Source organism: Pseudomonas hamedanensis (assembly GCF_014268595.2).
GTDB lineage: Bacteria > Pseudomonadota > Gammaproteobacteria > Pseudomonadales > Pseudomonadaceae > Aquipseudomonas > Aquipseudomonas hamedanensis.
Window position 1 is genome coordinate 1,424,963 of record NZ_CP077091.1, and the last position, 15,395, is coordinate 1,440,357.

Consider the following 15,395-nt stretch of genomic DNA (forward strand, 5'->3'; position numbering starts at 1 on the left):
TGCTCGCGATGAGGCCATTGCACGCAACATCGATCTACCTGAAATAAGGCCAAACATAAAATCCCGGACTACTTTGTAGGATTCTGAGACATCCTCGCGTTTGGTGATCGGGGAGCTGGCACGTATGATGCTTCACAAACTTCCGCAGATTAGAAGCCTATGTCCCTGATAGTTCTACTGCTTCTGCCATTCATTGGCAGCTGTCTGGCAGCGGTGCTGCCACACAACGCGCGTAATGCCGAATCCCTGCTGGCAGGCCTGGTCGCTCTGATCGGCACCGTTCAGGTCGCGCTGCTATACCCGCAGATCGCCCACGGTGGCGTCATTCGCGAAGAGTTCATGTGGTTGCCCAGCCTGAGCCTGAATTTCATCTTGCGCATGGACGGCTTCGCCTGGCTATTCTCGATGCTGGTGCTCGGCATCGGCACACTCGTGTCTTTATATGCCCGTTACTACATGTCGCCGGACGATCCGGTGCCGCGTTTCTTCGCGTTTTTTCTGGCCTTCATGGGCGCCATGCTCGGTCTGGTCATCTCTGGCAACCTGATCCAGATCGTGTTTTTCTGGGAGCTGACCAGCCTGTTCTCATTTCTGCTGATCGGCTACTGGCACCACCGCGCCGACGCCCGGCGTGGCGCCTACATGGCGTTGATGGTCACCGGTGCGGGTGGATTGTGCCTGCTGGCGGGGGTCATGATCCTCGGCCATGTCGTCGGCAGCTATGACCTGGACAAGGTCCTGGCCGCCGGCGAGTTGATTCGCGCACATGCCCTCTACCCTATCCTGCTACCCCTGATCCTGATCGGCGCACTGAGCAAAAGCGCGCAATTTCCCTTCCACTTCTGGCTGCCCCACGCAATGGCGGCGCCCACCCCCGTTTCGGCGTATCTGCATTCGGCGACCATGGTCAAGGCCGGGGTCTTTCTGCTGGCACGTCTGTGGCCATCGCTGTCCGGCAGTGAAGAATGGTTCTACATCGTCAGCGGGGCCGGCGCCTGTACGCTGTTGCTTGGCGCGTACTGCGCGATGTTCCAGAACGACCTCAAAGGACTGCTGGCGTACTCGACCATCAGCCACCTCGGCCTGATTACTTTGCTGCTGGGTTTGAACAGTCCGCTGGCCGCCGTCGCGGCGGTGTTTCACATTCTTAACCATGCCACGTTCAAGGCATCGCTGTTCATGGCCGCCGGCATCATCGACCACGAAAGCGGCACCCGTGACATCCGTAAGCTCAGCGGCCTGGTCAAACTGATTCCATTCACCGCGACCCTGGCCATGGTCGCCAGCGCCTCGATGGCCGGCGTACCGTTGCTCAACGGATTTCTGTCGAAAGAGATGTTCTTCGCCGAGACCGTGTTCATCAACGCCACGGCCTGGGTCGAAACCAGTCTGCCGATCGTGGCGACCATCGCCGGCATGTTCAGCGTCGCCTATTCCTTGCGGTTCACCGTCGATGTGTTCTTCGGCCCAACCGCTACCGACCTGCCGCACACGCCGCACGAACCGCCGCGCTGGATGCGCGCACCGGTCGAACTGCTGGTGTTCACCTGCCTGTTGGTGGGTATTTTTCCGGCACAGATTGTCGGGCCGTTGCTCGCCGCTGCGGCGCTGCCTGTGGTCGGTGGCGAATTGCCGGAATACAGCCTCGCTATCTGGCACGGTCTGAACGCGCCGATGATCATGAGCCTGATCGCCATGTCTGGCGGCATCGTGCTTTATCTGTTGTTGCGCAACCAGTTCAAACTCGGCCGTTTCAAGTACCCGCCACTGGTGGGCCGCTTCAACGGCAAGCGCCTGTTCGAGCGCAGTCTGGTGATCATGATGCGCCTGGCCCGACGGGGCGAGCGGCGACTCGGCACTCGACGCCTGCAGATGCAGTTGTTCCTGATGGTCTCGGCAGCCGTGCTTGCCGGCCTGATCCCGATGTTGCACAGCAGCCTGAGCTGGGGCGACCGACCGAAGATTCCCGGTTCCATCGTCTTCGTGACGCTCTGGCTACTGGCGATTGCCTGCGCCCTGGGCGCCGCTTGGCAGGCCAAGTATCACCGTCTCGCCGCGCTGACCATGGTCAGCGTCTGCGGGCTGATGACCTGCGTAACCTTCGTCTGGTTCTCCGCGCCGGATCTGGCCCTGACGCAACTGGCGGTCGAAGTGGTCACCACCGTGCTGATCCTGCTCGGCCTGCGCTGGCTGCCGCGGCGGATTGAAGAAGTCTCGCCACTGCCGAGCAGCTTGCGCAAGGCACGCATTCGTCGTCTGCGCGACTTGCTGCTGTCGATTGCCGTGGGCGCTGGCATGGCGCTGCTGTCCTACGCCATGCTCACCCGGCAGACGCCCAACGACATTTCCTCGTTCTACCTCAGCCGCGCCTTGCCCGAAGGCGGCGGCAGCAACGTGGTCAACGTGATGCTGGTGGACTTCCGTGGTTTCGACACCCTCGGCGAAATCACCGTGCTGGTTGCCGTGGCGCTGACCGTATTCGCCCTGCTGCGCCGCTTCCGCCCACCGAAAGAAAGCCTGCAGTTGCCGGCCCAGCAACGCCTGCTCGCGCCCGATGTGGTCACCGACCTGGTCAACCCACGGTCGGCAAGCGATACGGCGCTGGGTTTCATGATGGTGCCGGCGGTGCTGGTGCGCCTGTTGCTGCCGATTGCGCTGGTGGTGTCGTGCTATCTGTTCATGCGCGGGCACAACCAGCCAGGTGGCGGTTTTGTCGCCGGGCTGGTGATGTCGGTAGCATTCATCCTGCAATACATGGTCGCCGGTACGCAGTGGGTCGAGGCGCAAATGAGCCTGCGTCCGTTGCGGTGGATGGGCACCGGGCTGCTGTTTGCTACCGCCACCGGGCTGGGGGCGATGCTGGTCGGTTATCCGTTCCTGACCACCCATACCTGGCATTTCGCATTACCGCTGCTGGGTGACATTCACATCGCCAGTGCGCTGTTCTTCGACATCGGCGTGTACGGCGTGGTGGTGGGTTCAACGCTGTTGATCCTTACCGCCCTCGCCCACCAGTCGGTGCGTGGCCATAAAACCGCATCGCTGCCCAAATCCGTCGCCAGCAAAGGAGCCGTCTGATGGAAGAAGTCATCGCAATCGCCATCGGCATTCTGGCTGCGTCCGGCGTCTGGCTGATCCTGCGGCCACGGACCTTCCAGGTGGTCATGGGCCTGTGCCTGCTGTCGTACGCGGTCAATCTGTTCATCTTCAGCATGGGCAGCCTGTTCATCGGAAAAGAACCGGTGATCAAGGAGGGTGTGACCCAGGACCTGCTGCATTACACCGACCCCCTGCCCCAGGCACTGGTTTTGACTGCGATCGTTATCAGCTTCGCCATGACTGCCCTGTTCCTCGTCGTGCTGCTCGCCTCACGCGGGCTGACCGGCACCGACCACGTCGACGGCCGGGAGCCTAAGGAATGATGGCGATGACTCACCTGATCGCTGCGCCGATTTTGCTGCCGCTGCTGACGGCGGCGATCATGCTGATGCTCGGCGAGCGACACCGGCCGCTGAAAGCGAAAATCAACCTGTTCTCCAGCCTCGTCGGCCTGTTCATTTCGGTGATGCTGCTGCAATGGACGCAAACCACTGGCGTGCCCGGGAGCATCGGCGTGTACCTGCCGGGCAACTGGCAAGCGCCCTTCGGCATCGTGCTGGTGGTCGACCGGTTGTCAGCACTGATGCTGGTGCTGACCGGGATTATCGGTGTCAGCGCCCTGCTGTTTGCCATGGCGCGCTGGGACGGCGCGGGTTCGAGCTTCCACGCCCTGTTCCAGATTCAGTTGATGGGTCTGTATGGCGCGTTTCTGACGGCTGATCTGTTCAACCTGTTCGTGTTCTTCGAGGTACTGCTCGCGGCGTCCTACGGTCTGTTGCTGCATGGATCGGGCCGGGCACGGGTGTCGTCGGGGCTGCATTACATCTCGATCAACCTGCTGGCGTCGTCGCTGTTTCTGATCGGTGCGGCGCTCATCTATGGCGTCACCGGCACCCTGAACATGGCGGATCTGGCGCTGAAGATTCCTCTGGTGCCGGAAGCCGATCGGGGCTTGCTGCACGCGGGTGCAGGGATTCTGGCCGTCGCGTTCCTGGCCAAGGCCGGTATGTGGCCACTCAACTTCTGGCTGGTCCCGGCCTATTCGTCCGCCAGCGCCCCGGTCGCGGCGATGTTCGCAATCATGACCAAGGTCGGCGTCTACACCCTGCTGCGCCTGTGGACGCTGCTGTTCTCGGGACAGGCCGGCGCTTCGGCATTCTTCGGTGGCGACTGGTTGATCTACGGCGGCATGGCGACCATCGCTTGCGCAGCGTTGGCGATTCTCGCCGCACAACGGCTGGAGCGCATGGCCAGCCTGAGCATTCTGGTATCGGCAGGTATTCTATTGTCAGCGGTCGGTTTCGCCCAACCGAACCTGATCGGCGCCGCGCTGTTCTATCTGGTCAGCTCGACCCTGGCGTTGAGCGCGCTGTTCCTGCTGGCCGAATTGATCGAACGCTCGCGTTCGGCCAACGAAATCCCGCTGGAAGACGAAAGCGAGCTGCTACCGCGCCCGCAGGAGTCGCTGCAACCGCCCAAGGGCATCAACCTCGACGACGAGCAAAAAGCCGTGGTCGGCCAGGTGATCCCATGGACCATGGCGTTTCTCGGCCTCAGCTTCATTGCTTGCGCGCTGTTGATCATCGGCATGCCCCCCTTGTCGGGTTTCATTGGCAAGCTCAGCCTGATCGGTGCCCTGCTCAACCCGCAGGGACTGGGCATCGACGCACCGATCTCCAGCGCGGCATGGGCGCTGTTGGCACTGTTGATCCTGTCGGGTCTGGCCTCCTTGATGGCCTTCTCGCGCCTGGGCATCCAGCGTTTCTGGACACCGGAGGAGCGCCCGTCGCCGCTGCTGCGCAAATTCGAATGCGCGCCGATCTTCCTGTTGCTGGGGCTGAGCATTGCCCTGACTTTCAGGGCTGAGCCGCTGCTGCGCTATACCCAGGCCACCGCTGATGCCCTGAACAATCCACAGCAATACGTCATGGCAGTCCTCGGCACCCGCGCTGTACCCGGCCCGGATGCCGCAGCCGCCACGCTGGAGGTGCGACCATGAGGCGTCTGTTTCCCGCGCCCTGGCTGTCGCTGGCGCTTTGGGTTCTGTGGCTGACATTGAACCTGTCAGTCAGCCCGGGCAATTTGCTGCTCGGCGCCGCGCTGGGTTTCGCGGCCCCGTTGATGATGCGCAAATTGCGTCCGAAACGCGCACGCATCCGTCGCCCGGAGACGGTTCTGCGTTTGTTCTGTCTGGTTGGTCGTGATGTGGTGATGTCCAACCTGATCGTTGCCTGGGGCGTACTCAAGGCCGGTCGCCAACCGCTGCGCCCGGGCTTCGTCAAAGTCCCGCTGGACCTGCGCGATGCCCACGGTCTGGCGACGCTGGCGATGATCTGCACGGTGGTGCCCGGTACGGTCTGGTCAGAGCTGGCACTGGATCGCAGCATCCTGTTGCTGCACGTCTGGGATCTGGATGACGAGGCGCAATTCATCGATCACTTCAAGACCACCTACGAGCGGCCGCTGATGGAGATTTTCGAATGAGCCCATTACTGTCGAACGCAATCCTGCTGACACTGTTCCTGTTTTCGCTGGCGATGGTGCTGACCCTGATCCGCCTGTTCAAAGGCCCTTCCGCCCAGGATCGGGTACTGGCCCTGGATTACCTGTATATCGTCGCCATGTTGATGATGCTGACCCTGGGCATTCGCTACTCCAGCGACACCTATTTCGAAGCAGCGTTGCTGATCGCGCTGTTCGGCTTCGTCGGCTCGTTTGCTCTGGCAAAATTCCTGTTGCGTGGCGAGGTGATCGAATGAGTGCGCCATTGTCTTTGTGGGTCGAGATTCCCGTGGCGATTCTGCTGGTGCTCAGCGGCGTTTTCGCGCTGATCGGCGCCACCGGGCTGTTGCGGATGAAAGACTTCTTCCAGCGCATGCACCCGCCCGCCCTGGCGTCGACGCTGGGTGCCTGGTGCGTGGCGCTGGCCTCCATTATCTGCTTTTCCGCGCTGAAGTCCGGGCCAGTGCTGCATGCCTGGCTGATTCCGATTCTGCTGGCAATCACCGTACCGGTAACCACACTGCTGCTGGCGCGAGCGGCGCTGTTTCGCAAGCGTATGGCGGGGGATGATGTGCCAGCGGAGGTCAGTAGCCGGCGTACCGAAAGTGGCGGCTAAGTCAGATTTTTGTGGTGTCGGTGCTGGCCTCTTCGCGGGCAAGCCCGCTCCCACAGTGATTGTGGGTTTACACAAATTCCGGGGGCAACCCAAGTCCCTGTGGGAGCGGGCTTGCCCGCGAAGAGGCCAGTTCAGCAACCACAAAAATCCGATCTGATCTCAAACCCAGGCAACCGCCAACAACCCCGCTCCCAGTGCCGCACACAGAGGCGAGTACACCCAGGTATCCAGCCGGGCGAACCGTGAATCCTTCACTTCCTTGAAGAAACCCACCAGATTGGAATCGCCAATCGCCCGGGCAAACATCAACAGCGCAATCGCGCTGATGACCCATTGCAGCGCTTTGTGGCTCACCGCCGGTATTCCCCAGCCAACCCGCATACATACCAATACAGCAATCACCAGCAATGCAGCCGCGACTATCAGCGTGAGCCAGCCAGATGGATTGAAGGCCGGTCGCACGGTTTCCACAAAGCCCTTCACCGGCACTTGTGGCACCACCGCCGCTGCCGCCCATTGCCCACCCAGCGCCCAATACACGTGCATCAGACTGATCGCCGCGAAAATACTCACCAGCCATTGAGCCAACACAAAGGTCATGGTTGAAATCCTTGAAAGGGATTTGAACAAACCATCGTAGTCGGATTTTTTGCGCCTGCACGACCGGTCGGCGGTACGCTGCCCTGCACCTCGTATCGCCGGGCGGGTGCACGATCTACGTTAATCATGCAGCCGGAACCACTGTCAGTTCAGACCAGCCGCGACCTTGTCAGCCACATCCTTGGGCAACCATGCCTGCCACACCTGCGGATGTTCCTTCATGAACGCCAGCGCGGCATCCCGAGGCGCGGTGTGCTTCTCACTCATCTGCGCCAGCGCCTTGTTCAGCGGCTCGATCGGGAAATCGACCTTGCTGAAGAATTCGGCTATTTGCGGGTATTGCTTCTGAAAAGGTGTTGAAACACCGATCGACAGCTTCGACGCCAGCGACCGCGTCGGTTTCGGATCGCGATTGTCGGCATCCGTCAGGGTCTTCCACGCCTCGGCATCAAACGGCGGCTCTTGCAGTTGCACCAGTTTGAACTTGCCCAGCAACGGCGTCGGCGACCAGTAATAGAACAACACCGGTTTACCCCGACGAATCGATGAACTGATCTCGGCATCGAGCGCGGCACCCGAGCCGCTGCGGAAGTTGGTGAAGTCGTTTTGCAAGCCGTAAGCCGTCAGCTTCTGCTTGTTGACCACCTCCGAGGTCCACCCGATCGGGCTGTTGAGAAAGCGCCCCTTGCCTGGATTCTCCGGGTCCCTGAACACGTCCTTGTATTGTTTCAGATCACTGACACTGCGCAGCTCCGGCGCCAGCGGCTTGATGCCCTTGGCCGGGTCACCCTTGATTACGTACTCCGGCACCCACCAGCCCTCGGTGGCGCCCTTCACGATATCGCCCAGGCTGACAACCTTGCCCTCGGCCTCGGCCTTGATCCACACCGGGCTGCGTCCGGCCCACTCTTCGCCGATGACCTGAATGTCATTGTTGGCCAGCGCGGTTTCCAGGGTGATGGTGGTGCCCGGCAAAGTGTCGGTGGGCAACCCGTAGCCCTTTTCGACGATGATGCGCAGTACATCGGTGATCAGGCTGCCGCTTTCCCAATTCAGATCGGCAAAATGGATCGGTGCCTGAGCGGCCATCAGCGTTGGCGTTGAAGCCAGCAATGTCCATGCAGCCACACTGGCGGCCAATAACCGTCGAATTCCGTTCATGCATTGCACCTCGTGCTGTCCACAGCAATGACAGGATGGCCTGCCAGACCGCAAGCCTCTGAGTACTCAGTCAACTCACTGTAGCCGAGGTTCCTGCATTTTCAGGGACATGCACTGCGTGACGCTACGATTCAGAATTTTCCTGCAGGATTTGCAGCTCGCGTCTGACCATGCTCGCGTACTCCGCCGGGCGCAATGTATAGATCTGCGCAGCCACCCAGTTCAGCCACGCCCCTTGCAGCTCAGCCTTGGCCGCCAGCAAACGCCGGGCTTCCTGGCGTGCCGTGTCGAGATTGTGCGAATGAAACTGCGCCCTGTTCACTCGCTGGCCTTGAACGTAATCAGCTCGCCCTTGCGCCACTTGGCTGCTTTGGCGGTGACAGCCTTCAAGGTTTTGGTCAGGCCTTCCTGCAACTGGTCGTTTGCGGCGAATACGGTCACCACACTGTGGCCTTCCTTGAACAGGATCGCTTGGCCTTCGGCAGTCGTGACGAAGGCGTAGTCGCCCAGGCCGTAAACCGTCAGTTTGATATCGCGGAAACGAATGTCCAGCTTGCCGCCTTCACGACTGGGCAGGACCGAGGCGCTGAAATGATCGCCGACTTTAAGCTTGAGTCCGGGTTTGTCATCGACCACCAGGGCACTCTCGGTATCGATTTCGGCGACGTAAATGCCTTCGGCGTTTTGCTCGGTGATGTAAACAAAACGTGATTGAAACTGCTTGACCAGCTTTGCGCGTAAATCACCCAGCACGAACAAAGCATGCATATCGAGGTTACTGACTGCCAAAGAAACATCCCCACATCTGAAAAAGCGCGTACGGAAAACGCGCACGGCAAAGAAACGGCCAGGCCGATGGAACTGCCAGATAACTCAAAAATACCCGAAGTGAACAGAGCGCTCATTGATCGCGAGGTTCGTAGACTACTGGATTGTCAGTCATGAAACCCGCCCTGTAGTTCGACAAACCTTGAAGGAAAAAGCCTCAAGAGCGACCAGAGCAAAGCTGACTACGAACTTTAGGGAAATTTCTCACGAAAAAAAGCACTTTTCCGACATATCCCTCGCGAAAAATTGCTTTAGATAAGCCCGGTCGTCAACAAGTATTGGCGATTTTAGAGCAGCGTTCCTCATTACGACTACCCGAACCGACCGGTAAATGCCGGCCGACTGACGAAAAGGACTTCATATGTGCACATTGACTCACTTTGCCATGTTGCCCGACGAACGTGTCACTGCCTCGATGATCATGCAGGCGGCCGACATGGACAACCCGCCAACACCGACCTGGAGCCACCGAACGCCGCGCTTTCGGGTCGTACCCGCCGGCAACGCTTTTTTTCACATCAAGGAAACGTCTACCGGGCTTGTAAGAGGTTTCCGCGAAAACCACAACGAGGCCTGTGCCCTCGCGCGCTGGCTTGAATCAAAAATCGAACTCCATGGCGATGCTCGCCTCAGATAAAGAAGTATCGACAAGCCGTACCGGCGCCCACCGAGGAGTACATGATGGAACTGCCTACAGAACTGAATCTGACCACCGTTTTCGAACAACTGGGCCTGCCTTCGGATGAGGCGTCCATTAATGATTTTGTCGAAGCACATCCGCTGGACCCGGACACTAAACTCATCGATGCGGACTTCTGGACACCGCAACAGGCACAGTTACTAAAGGAATGGTTACGCGCCGACGGCGAGGAAGCGCCCTTTGTCGATGAACTGAACGTACGTCTGCACCGCGGCAAATAGTACGCTCAGTGCAAGCGGTCGCCCGACTCGATGTTCAGTTGCTCGAGCCAGGCGGCCCTGCATTCTTCTGCTTCACCCCGGCTGGCGAATGCGGTCCCGCGACGCTCGCCGTTGAGCAACACCACCCAGCAGACGCTTTGCCCCCTCGCACGCAAGCCAGCGGGCACGCCGCTGCCAATCATCACTGCAACATCAACCCTGCACTGCACGCCGGCCTCCGAGAGATAATTAGCTGCCTAACTAAGCGGGCAGATTAATGGTTTCCCCCGGACGGAAACAGCAACCGCCGTGCACAGCTTCATTGCGTCAACCGTAACAATCACTTAGCGCGGACTCTCCGGCCTGTAGCCCAGACGCAAACCACCCCAATGCCTGCCCTTGATCATGATCGGTACCGACAGGTCGTGCATCAGCTCGCCGGTATCGCGGGTGTACGTCTGCAACAGCACCGGTTGCTGGTGACTGCCGCAGCGGATCCCGGTGCGATCGGCAAACTTGCGCTTGGTGCGATTGTTCACCGTGTCGACGGACGCATCCCCGGTCAATGGCTGGCTGAAAACCTGGTTATGCGTAGGCACATACCCTTGCTGCGTACAGGCAATCGCAAACACCAGCCCCTCATGGCGCCGCAGCAATGGCTCCTGAATCGCAGGCAAGACCTGATCGGTGTAACGGTCGAAACGGGTCTGATACTTGGCCGGCTCCGTACCGGGAATCAGCTGGTAGTTGCGATCGAAAAGATCGTCCAGGCTGATTCGGCCCTGCTCGACATCCGCTTCGAACCGCGCCGCAATCTGACTCGCACCTTCGCGGGCCAGGTCGTAGACGCGCTGGTGATAGTCGTCCAGCCCCACTTCGGCGAGGCGCTCGCTGATGGTTTCGGCCTGGCCTTCCATTTGCACCGCCGCCTCGGCCAGGCGTCGGGTCTGTTGATCGCTGATTGCCAGATCACTGCGCATCTGCTCGACGGCCTTGAATAAACTGTCGAGCTGCTCGCGATTGGTTTGTGCGCCACGGGCGATCTCGCCGACTTGCCCTTCCACCCCGGCCGCCAGGCGAGCGATATTCTCCAAGTGCTGGCCGGTGCGCTCGACCTGTTCGACGCCGGTGTGCAAATCGCTCGACAACTGGCGAATCTGCTCGACCACCTGCGCAGTGCGCTGCTGGATGTCGGCGACCATTTCACCCACCTCACCCGTCGCCGACGCCGTGCGCGCCGCCAACCCGCGCACTTCATCCGCCACCACCGCGAAACCACGACCATGCTCGCCGGCCCGCGCCGCTTCTATCGCCGCGTTCAAGGCCAGCAGATTGGTCTGGCTGGCGATCGATTGAATCACCAGGGTCACTCGCTGGATATCGTCACTGCGCACGCTCAACGCCTCGATCAGTTCGCGGCTGGCATTGGCACGCTGGCTGAGCTGATGCATGCGCGAAATCGAATCAATCAGTTCGTTGCGCCCCGCCGCGCTGCTCTGATGCGCCTCGGCGGCCGCCTCCAGGGCTTCGCGGCTGAGCTGCGACGTCGCGTGCTCAGTGGCAATCATCACCTCGGCGTTGCTGACGATCCGTGCTGCCGCGTCGAGTTGCGATTGCAGCTTGCTCGCCAGCGCCTTGACCGAAAATGCGACACCGGCCGCGGACAGCGCGTTATGGCTGGTGGTGCAGGAAAGGTCTCGGGTCAGCTCGGCGATGGCACTGCCGGTATCGACAGGCGCGGCCTCGGGGGTGGCGCGGGAACGCAAGCGCGGCAGCCAGACAATCAGCATCGCCAACGGCATGCCGACGTACAACGACCAATCAGCCAGCGTCGTGGCGGCCAGCAACAGCATCAGGGCGATGCTTTGCAAGGTCGGAGCGATCCAGCGGTTTTTCGGCAAAAGCACTGGTGCAGGCAGAGCCGCAACCAGAGATCCGTCTCTCGTCATCTTCATCACCCCACGCTTGTTCTCATTGTTGTGACTGCATTAAACGCCACTACAACGCCATTATCCATGGTCCGTTAGTCGTGGGGCTGTGGCAGGTCAATGGAACGGCGCAGGATTGCTGCAGACGAGCAAAAGCAAAGATCGCAGCCGCCGGCAACCCATGTGGGGCTGCCGACGGCTGCGATCTTTTCGGGGTAGTCCCTATTCAGGGACTACCGCACAGAATCAGGCCTGACGCTGGTGCTTGTCGATCTGCTCGTGACGCTCTTGAGCTTCGATGCAGTATTTGGTGGTCGGGCTGATCAGCAGGCGCTTCAGGCCAATGGCCTCGCCGCTGTCGTCACACCAGCCAAAGCTGTCGTCCTTGATGCGCTCAAGGGCTTGTTCCAGTTGCGGCAGCATGCGCTGGTCGCGGTCGATCGCGTTGACCAGCCAGGTGCGCTCTTCTTCAACCGAAGCCGCGTCCGCCGGGTCAGCCGGGGTGTCCAGGCTTTCGATGGCGATACGATTTTGCTCAATGCGCTCGTGGGTTTCGACTTTCATGTTCTGCAACAGCTCAGTGAAGAAAGCGTGTTGCTCTGCATTCATGTAGTCATCTGCCGGCATAGCCAGCAACTTGTCCTTTGTCATTGATATCTCTATAAAAAAACGTGCATTAAGGCGAATTAGGGAGCGTTTCGGCGATCCGTGTCCGGTCGACGAAAAGGCATCGTTTATTGCAAACGCCACCCGGCACTCAATTTACGAAGGGGCGGCAGTCTAAGGCCCGATTGAGGCCTCAGCAACTCTAAATACGGGAATTTGTCCGACACAGCCCGGAAACTGCTCTGACACTAGCGTCGCAGCGGTCATCGGAGTGCGTTTATAGCAAGAAATTCAGTCCAGCGGCGTTATATAGAAGACAAACGGCTAACTGCGCCGCGCCTGAGCACGAAATTTTCCGCGGTCGGTGCATCGTTTCAGCACAGCAGACCCCGCACAGCCCCACTACTATCAGGCCCAACGTGCGATCAATCAGCCTGAAGGATGCCTTATGCCCCGCCCCGATCTGTCGGCCACCGACGAGGTTTCGCTCGCCAGCCCCCCGATCAATGCCGAGCGCTTGCTGCAACGGATCAGCGACGAATATGAAACCCTTCCGCGTCAACTCAAACGCGTCGCCAGCTATATGAGCCAACAGAGCGACCGGATCATGGTCGACCGCATCAGCGACATCGCGCGCGAATGCGAAGTCCATCCGTCCGCCATCGTGCGATTCTCGCAACGCTTCGGTTTCAGCGGCTTCAGCGAAATGCAGTCGCTGTTTCGTAGTGCCTACACCAACAAAGCCTCGCCGGTGCAAAACTACCAGCAGCGCATTCGCAGCATGATCACCAACCAGACACAAAAGGCCAGCGACGGCGACCTCGCCCGCGAATGCATCGATGCCACCCGCTCAGGCATCGAGCGCCTGGGCCGCGAACTCGACGACAGCGCCTTCGAAAAAGCCGTCAACCTCATCGCCCACGCCGAGAACATTTATGTGATTGGCGTGCGCCGCTCCTTCGCCGTGGCCGACTACCTCGTTTACAACCTGCAACACACCGAGAAACGCATCCACCTGGTTTCGGGCCTCGGCGGCAGCTATCGGGAGCAAATGCGCAGCGTACGCGCCAATGACCTGGTCATCGCCATCAGTTTCGTACCTTATGCCAAGGAAACCCGGCACTGCCTGCGCTTCGCCCGTCAGCAACAGGCCAACACGCTGATACTCACCGACAGCGCGCTCTCGCCGCTGGCAAAACTGGCCGACAGCGTGCTGCTGGTCAACGAAGGCAGCGCCCTCGCCTTTCGTTCACTGAGCGCGACGCTGTGCCTGTGTCAGGCATTGTTTGTCGCGGTGGCGTATCGGTTGGGACTGAATGTCGATGAGATTCACGAACAGGCTGGATTCGATGACTGACAATTGCCGCCGGCTCGGCTAGGTTATGTGTCCCACCGATTCGACTTGAAGGAACGCGTCATGAAACTGATCGGCCTGCTCGACTCCCCTTACGTGCGCCGCGTGGCCATCTCAGCCAAATGCCTGGGCATCGACCTGGAACACGAGTCGGTCTCGGTGTTCCGGCATTTTGAGCAATTCCAGCAGATCAACCCGGTGGTCAAAGCGCCAACGCTGATCCTCGACGACGGCCTCGTGTTGATGGACTCGACCCTCATCCTCGACTACCTCGAAAGCGCTTGCGGCAAGAGCCTGTTGCCGGCTGAATTGACGCGGCGCGCGCAAGCCTTGCGCCTGATCGGCCTGAGCCTCGCCGCGTGCGAAAAATCCGTGCAGCTCTACTACGAACGCAACCTGCGTCCGGCCGACATTCAATATCAACCTTGGGTTGAGCGCGTTGAAGGCCAACTCGCCGCCGCATTGACTGCACTGGAAAAAGAACTTGAGCACAGTGCCTTGCCCGAGGATGGCTCGCTCGCCCAGGACGGCATCAGCCTGGCGGTCGCGTGGAGCTTCACCGCACTGGTCGTGCCAGATCAGATCGATGCCACGCGCTATCCGCGTATCGCCCATTACACCGCTTACGCTGAAGGCACCGGCGCGTTCATCAGCACGCCGATGAACTGAGCATGAGCACCACCGACACCGCCGCCCCGGCGTTAAAAGAGATTTTCAACGCCGAACGTCTGCAGCACATCGCTACCGAGACGGCCGCCGTTTACCCGGCGTTTAAAACCGAGGCGTTCCTCAAGCATGCCAGTCACGGCCTGGCCGAGCTATCGGTAATGCAACGCATGGCCCGCGTCGCCGAAAGCCTGCACGCCGTGCTGCCGCTGAATTACGAAGATTCCCTCGATGTATTACGCGCCCTCGCGCCACGGCTGAACAGCGGATTCGTCAGCATGTGCCTGCCGCACTACGTTGCCAGCTACGGCGGGCATGCGTTCGAAACGTCCATGCAAGCCCTGAAGTACTTCACCACCTTCGGCTCCTCTGAATTCGCCATCCGCCACTTTCTGCGCACGGACCTTGAACGCTCGCTGGAATTGATGCACGACTGGACCCGAGACGAAAACCACCACGTCCGCCGCCTCGCCAGCGAAGGCAGCCGCCCTCGCCTGCCCTGGTCGTTTCGACTGGAGACGGTGCAGGCGAATCCGCAATTGGCCGCCGGGATACTGGATCGACTGAAAGCAGATGAGAGTTTGTATGTGCGCAAGTCCGTGGCGAATCATTTGAATGACGTAACCAAGGTGCATCCGGCGTGGGTGCTGAATGCGGTTGAAGGGTGGTCGCTGGAGAACAGGCACACGGCCTGGATCGCCAGGCATGCGTTGCGCAGTTTGATCAAGCAGGGCGACCTGCGGGCGCTGACGGTCATTGGCGCGGGGGCGAAGGCCGAAGTTCAGTTGCTGGATTTTACGGTTACGCCGACGGCAGTTCGGTTGGGCGAGACAATTACTTTATCGTTCACGGTCAAGTCGATGGTGGCGCATGAGCAGAAGTTGGTGATTGATTATGCGATTGACTATGTAAAGGCGAATGGCAGTGTTTCGAGGAAGGTGTTCAAATTGAAGACGTTGGCGTTGCTGGGGTATGGCGAGGAACGTGTGAAGCGCAGTCAGCAGATCAAGGACTTTACGACGCGCAAGCATTTTGCCGGGCGACATGCTGTGCAGGTGATGGTGAATGGCGAGGTATTGGCTAACGCCGCATTCAGCGTTCTGACCTGAGGCCTATCAGGAGGAGTGAAGGTTGC

18 protein-coding genes are annotated in these 15,395 nt (G+C 60.0%); 11 read left to right on the forward strand and 7 right to left on the reverse strand.

Translation table 11 applies throughout. The features are described from left to right. The first annotated feature begins 159 nt into the window (after nucleotides 1–159). From HU739_RS06095 to HU739_RS06120, 6 genes are read left to right on the forward strand one after another with little or no spacing between them, the layout of a single operon-like run. Nucleotides 160–3,078, forward strand: coding sequence for a monovalent cation/H+ antiporter subunit A (locus HU739_RS06095; RefSeq protein ID WP_186547779.1), 2,919 nt, complete (start codon nucleotides 160–162; stop codon nucleotides 3,076–3,078). Next, nucleotides 3,078–3,422: a Na+/H+ antiporter subunit C gene (locus tag HU739_RS06100; protein ID WP_150647313.1), complete on the forward strand. Its 345-nt coding sequence runs from the start codon at nucleotides 3,078–3,080 to the stop codon at nucleotides 3,420–3,422. Before HU739_RS06095 ends, HU739_RS06100 begins: the two co-directional genes overlap by 1 nt. After that, nucleotides 3,419–5,098: a monovalent cation/H+ antiporter subunit D gene (locus tag HU739_RS06105; protein WP_186547781.1), complete on the forward strand. Its 1,680-nt coding sequence runs from the start codon at nucleotides 3,419–3,421 to the stop codon at nucleotides 5,096–5,098. Before HU739_RS06100 ends, HU739_RS06105 begins: the two co-directional genes overlap by 4 nt. After that, the gene (locus tag HU739_RS06110; RefSeq protein ID WP_186547783.1) at nucleotides 5,095–5,583 is read left to right on the forward strand and encodes a Na+/H+ antiporter subunit E; all 489 of its coding nucleotides are present in this window, start codon (nucleotides 5,095–5,097) and stop codon (nucleotides 5,581–5,583) included. The genes HU739_RS06105 and HU739_RS06110 overlap by 4 nt, the downstream gene beginning before the upstream one ends. After that, the gene (locus tag HU739_RS06115) at nucleotides 5,580–5,858 is read left to right on the forward strand and encodes a K+/H+ antiporter subunit F (RefSeq protein ID WP_003225959.1); all 279 of its coding nucleotides are present in this window, start codon (nucleotides 5,580–5,582) and stop codon (nucleotides 5,856–5,858) included. Before HU739_RS06110 ends, HU739_RS06115 begins: the two co-directional genes overlap by 4 nt. Then, nucleotides 5,855–6,217: a Na+/H+ antiporter subunit G gene (locus HU739_RS06120; protein WP_186547785.1), complete on the forward strand. Its 363-nt coding sequence runs from the start codon at nucleotides 5,855–5,857 to the stop codon at nucleotides 6,215–6,217. Before HU739_RS06115 ends, HU739_RS06120 begins: the two co-directional genes overlap by 4 nt. Before the next feature lie 159 nt (nucleotides 6,218–6,376). Here HU739_RS06120 and HU739_RS06125 read toward each other — a convergent pair whose 3' ends face one another. From HU739_RS06125 to HU739_RS06140, 4 genes are all read right to left on the reverse strand, one after another. Beyond that, nucleotides 6,377–6,817: a DUF3995 domain-containing protein gene (locus HU739_RS06125; RefSeq protein ID WP_186547788.1), complete on the reverse strand. Its 441-nt coding sequence runs from the start codon at nucleotides 6,815–6,817 to the stop codon at nucleotides 6,377–6,379. 144 nt (nucleotides 6,818–6,961) lie between these two features. Further along, nucleotides 6,962–7,978, reverse strand: a complete 1,017-nt coding sequence (locus HU739_RS06130) for an ABC transporter substrate-binding protein (protein WP_186547791.1) — start codon at nucleotides 7,976–7,978, stop codon at nucleotides 6,962–6,964. A 124-nt stretch (nucleotides 7,979–8,102) separates the two neighbouring features. Continuing rightward, nucleotides 8,103–8,300: a hypothetical protein gene (locus HU739_RS06135; RefSeq protein WP_186547793.1), complete on the reverse strand. Its 198-nt coding sequence runs from the start codon at nucleotides 8,298–8,300 to the stop codon at nucleotides 8,103–8,105. Next, nucleotides 8,297–8,746, reverse strand: coding sequence for a hypothetical protein (locus HU739_RS06140; RefSeq protein ID WP_186548078.1), 450 nt, complete (start codon nucleotides 8,744–8,746; stop codon nucleotides 8,297–8,299). The genes HU739_RS06135 and HU739_RS06140 overlap by 4 nt, the downstream gene beginning before the upstream one ends. Before the next feature lie 475 nt (nucleotides 8,747–9,221). On the opposite strand from HU739_RS06140, the gene HU739_RS06145 reads away from it, so the two are divergent. Then, entirely contained in the window at nucleotides 9,222–9,443 is a 222-nt protein-coding gene (locus HU739_RS06145; protein ID WP_225922839.1) for a hypothetical protein, read from the forward strand. 44 nt (nucleotides 9,444–9,487) lie between these two features. Next, nucleotides 9,488–9,727 (forward strand): DUF2789 family protein, encoded by a 240-nt coding sequence (locus HU739_RS06150; protein WP_186547797.1) that lies wholly within the window; start codon nucleotides 9,488–9,490, stop codon nucleotides 9,725–9,727. 5 nt (nucleotides 9,728–9,732) lie between these two features. Here HU739_RS06150 and HU739_RS06155 read toward each other — a convergent pair whose 3' ends face one another. The 3 genes from HU739_RS06155 to HU739_RS06165 form a co-directional block, all read right to left on the reverse strand. Next, nucleotides 9,733–9,936, reverse strand: coding sequence for a hypothetical protein (locus tag HU739_RS06155; RefSeq protein ID WP_186547799.1), 204 nt, complete (start codon nucleotides 9,934–9,936; stop codon nucleotides 9,733–9,735). A 114-nt stretch (nucleotides 9,937–10,050) separates the two neighbouring features. Then, on the reverse strand, nucleotides 10,051–11,661 hold the full coding sequence (locus tag HU739_RS06160; RefSeq protein ID WP_407681946.1) for a methyl-accepting chemotaxis protein: 1,611 nt from the start codon (nucleotides 11,659–11,661) through the stop codon (nucleotides 10,051–10,053). Nucleotides 11,662–11,880: 219 nt separating this feature from the next. After that, nucleotides 11,881–12,285 carry a TraR/DksA family transcriptional regulator gene (locus tag HU739_RS06165; protein WP_016775095.1) on the reverse strand — a complete coding sequence of 135 codons (405 nt, stop codon included), beginning with the start codon at nucleotides 12,283–12,285 and terminating at the stop codon, nucleotides 11,881–11,883. A gap of 403 nt (nucleotides 12,286–12,688) precedes the next feature. On the opposite strand from HU739_RS06165, the gene HU739_RS06170 reads away from it, so the two are divergent. Genes HU739_RS06170 through HU739_RS06180 form a run of 3 tightly spaced genes read left to right on the forward strand, consistent with a single transcriptional unit; the run spans nucleotide 12,689 to nucleotide 15,369 of the window. Next, nucleotides 12,689–13,597, forward strand: coding sequence for a MurR/RpiR family transcriptional regulator (locus HU739_RS06170; RefSeq protein WP_186547803.1), 909 nt, complete (start codon nucleotides 12,689–12,691; stop codon nucleotides 13,595–13,597). 60 nt (nucleotides 13,598–13,657) lie between these two features. Further along, nucleotides 13,658–14,263: a glutathione S-transferase gene (locus HU739_RS06175; protein WP_186547805.1), complete on the forward strand. Its 606-nt coding sequence runs from the start codon at nucleotides 13,658–13,660 to the stop codon at nucleotides 14,261–14,263. Between the two features lie 2 nt (nucleotides 14,264–14,265). Continuing rightward, nucleotides 14,266–15,369 (forward strand): DNA alkylation repair protein, encoded by a 1,104-nt coding sequence (locus tag HU739_RS06180; protein ID WP_186547807.1) that lies wholly within the window; start codon nucleotides 14,266–14,268, stop codon nucleotides 15,367–15,369. The last annotated feature ends 26 nt before the right edge of the window (nucleotides 15,370–15,395 follow it).

What these genes read in the sequence shown, in the direction of transcription:
- HU739_RS06095 (WP_186547779.1), top strand. Translation starts at nt 160, where the DNA reads ATGTCCCTGATAGTTCTACTGCTTCTGCCATTCATTGGCAGCTGTCTG.
- HU739_RS06100 (WP_150647313.1), top strand. Translation starts at nt 3,078, where the DNA reads ATGGAAGAAGTCATCGCAATCGCCATCGGCATTCTGGCTGCGTCCGGC.
- HU739_RS06105 (WP_186547781.1), top strand. Translation starts at nt 3,419, where the DNA reads ATGATGGCGATGACTCACCTGATCGCTGCGCCGATTTTGCTGCCGCTG.
- HU739_RS06110 (WP_186547783.1), top strand. Translation starts at nt 5,095, where the DNA reads ATGAGGCGTCTGTTTCCCGCGCCCTGGCTGTCGCTGGCGCTTTGGGTT.
- HU739_RS06115 (WP_003225959.1), top strand. Translation starts at nt 5,580, where the DNA reads ATGAGCCCATTACTGTCGAACGCAATCCTGCTGACACTGTTCCTGTTT.
- HU739_RS06120 (WP_186547785.1), top strand. Translation starts at nt 5,855, where the DNA reads ATGAGTGCGCCATTGTCTTTGTGGGTCGAGATTCCCGTGGCGATTCTG.
- HU739_RS06125 (WP_186547788.1), bottom strand. Translation starts at nt 6,817, where the DNA reads ATGACCTTTGTGTTGGCTCAATGGCTGGTGAGTATTTTCGCGGCGATC.
- HU739_RS06130 (WP_186547791.1), bottom strand. Translation starts at nt 7,978, where the DNA reads ATGAACGGAATTCGACGGTTATTGGCCGCCAGTGTGGCTGCATGGACA.
- HU739_RS06140 (WP_186548078.1), bottom strand. Translation starts at nt 8,746, where the DNA reads ATGCATGCTTTGTTCGTGCTGGGTGATTTACGCGCAAAGCTGGTCAAG.
- HU739_RS06145 (WP_225922839.1), top strand. Translation starts at nt 9,222, where the DNA reads ATGATCATGCAGGCGGCCGACATGGACAACCCGCCAACACCGACCTGG.
- HU739_RS06150 (WP_186547797.1), top strand. Translation starts at nt 9,488, where the DNA reads ATGGAACTGCCTACAGAACTGAATCTGACCACCGTTTTCGAACAACTG.
- HU739_RS06160 (WP_407681946.1), bottom strand. Translation starts at nt 11,661, where the DNA reads ATGAAGATGACGAGAGACGGATCTCTGGTTGCGGCTCTGCCTGCACCA.
- HU739_RS06165 (WP_016775095.1), bottom strand. Translation starts at nt 12,285, where the DNA reads ATGACAAAGGACAAGTTGCTGGCTATGCCGGCAGATGACTACATGAAT.
- HU739_RS06170 (WP_186547803.1), top strand. Translation starts at nt 12,689, where the DNA reads ATGCCCCGCCCCGATCTGTCGGCCACCGACGAGGTTTCGCTCGCCAGC.
- HU739_RS06175 (WP_186547805.1), top strand. Translation starts at nt 13,658, where the DNA reads ATGAAACTGATCGGCCTGCTCGACTCCCCTTACGTGCGCCGCGTGGCC.
- HU739_RS06180 (WP_186547807.1), top strand. Translation starts at nt 14,266, where the DNA reads ATGAGCACCACCGACACCGCCGCCCCGGCGTTAAAAGAGATTTTCAAC.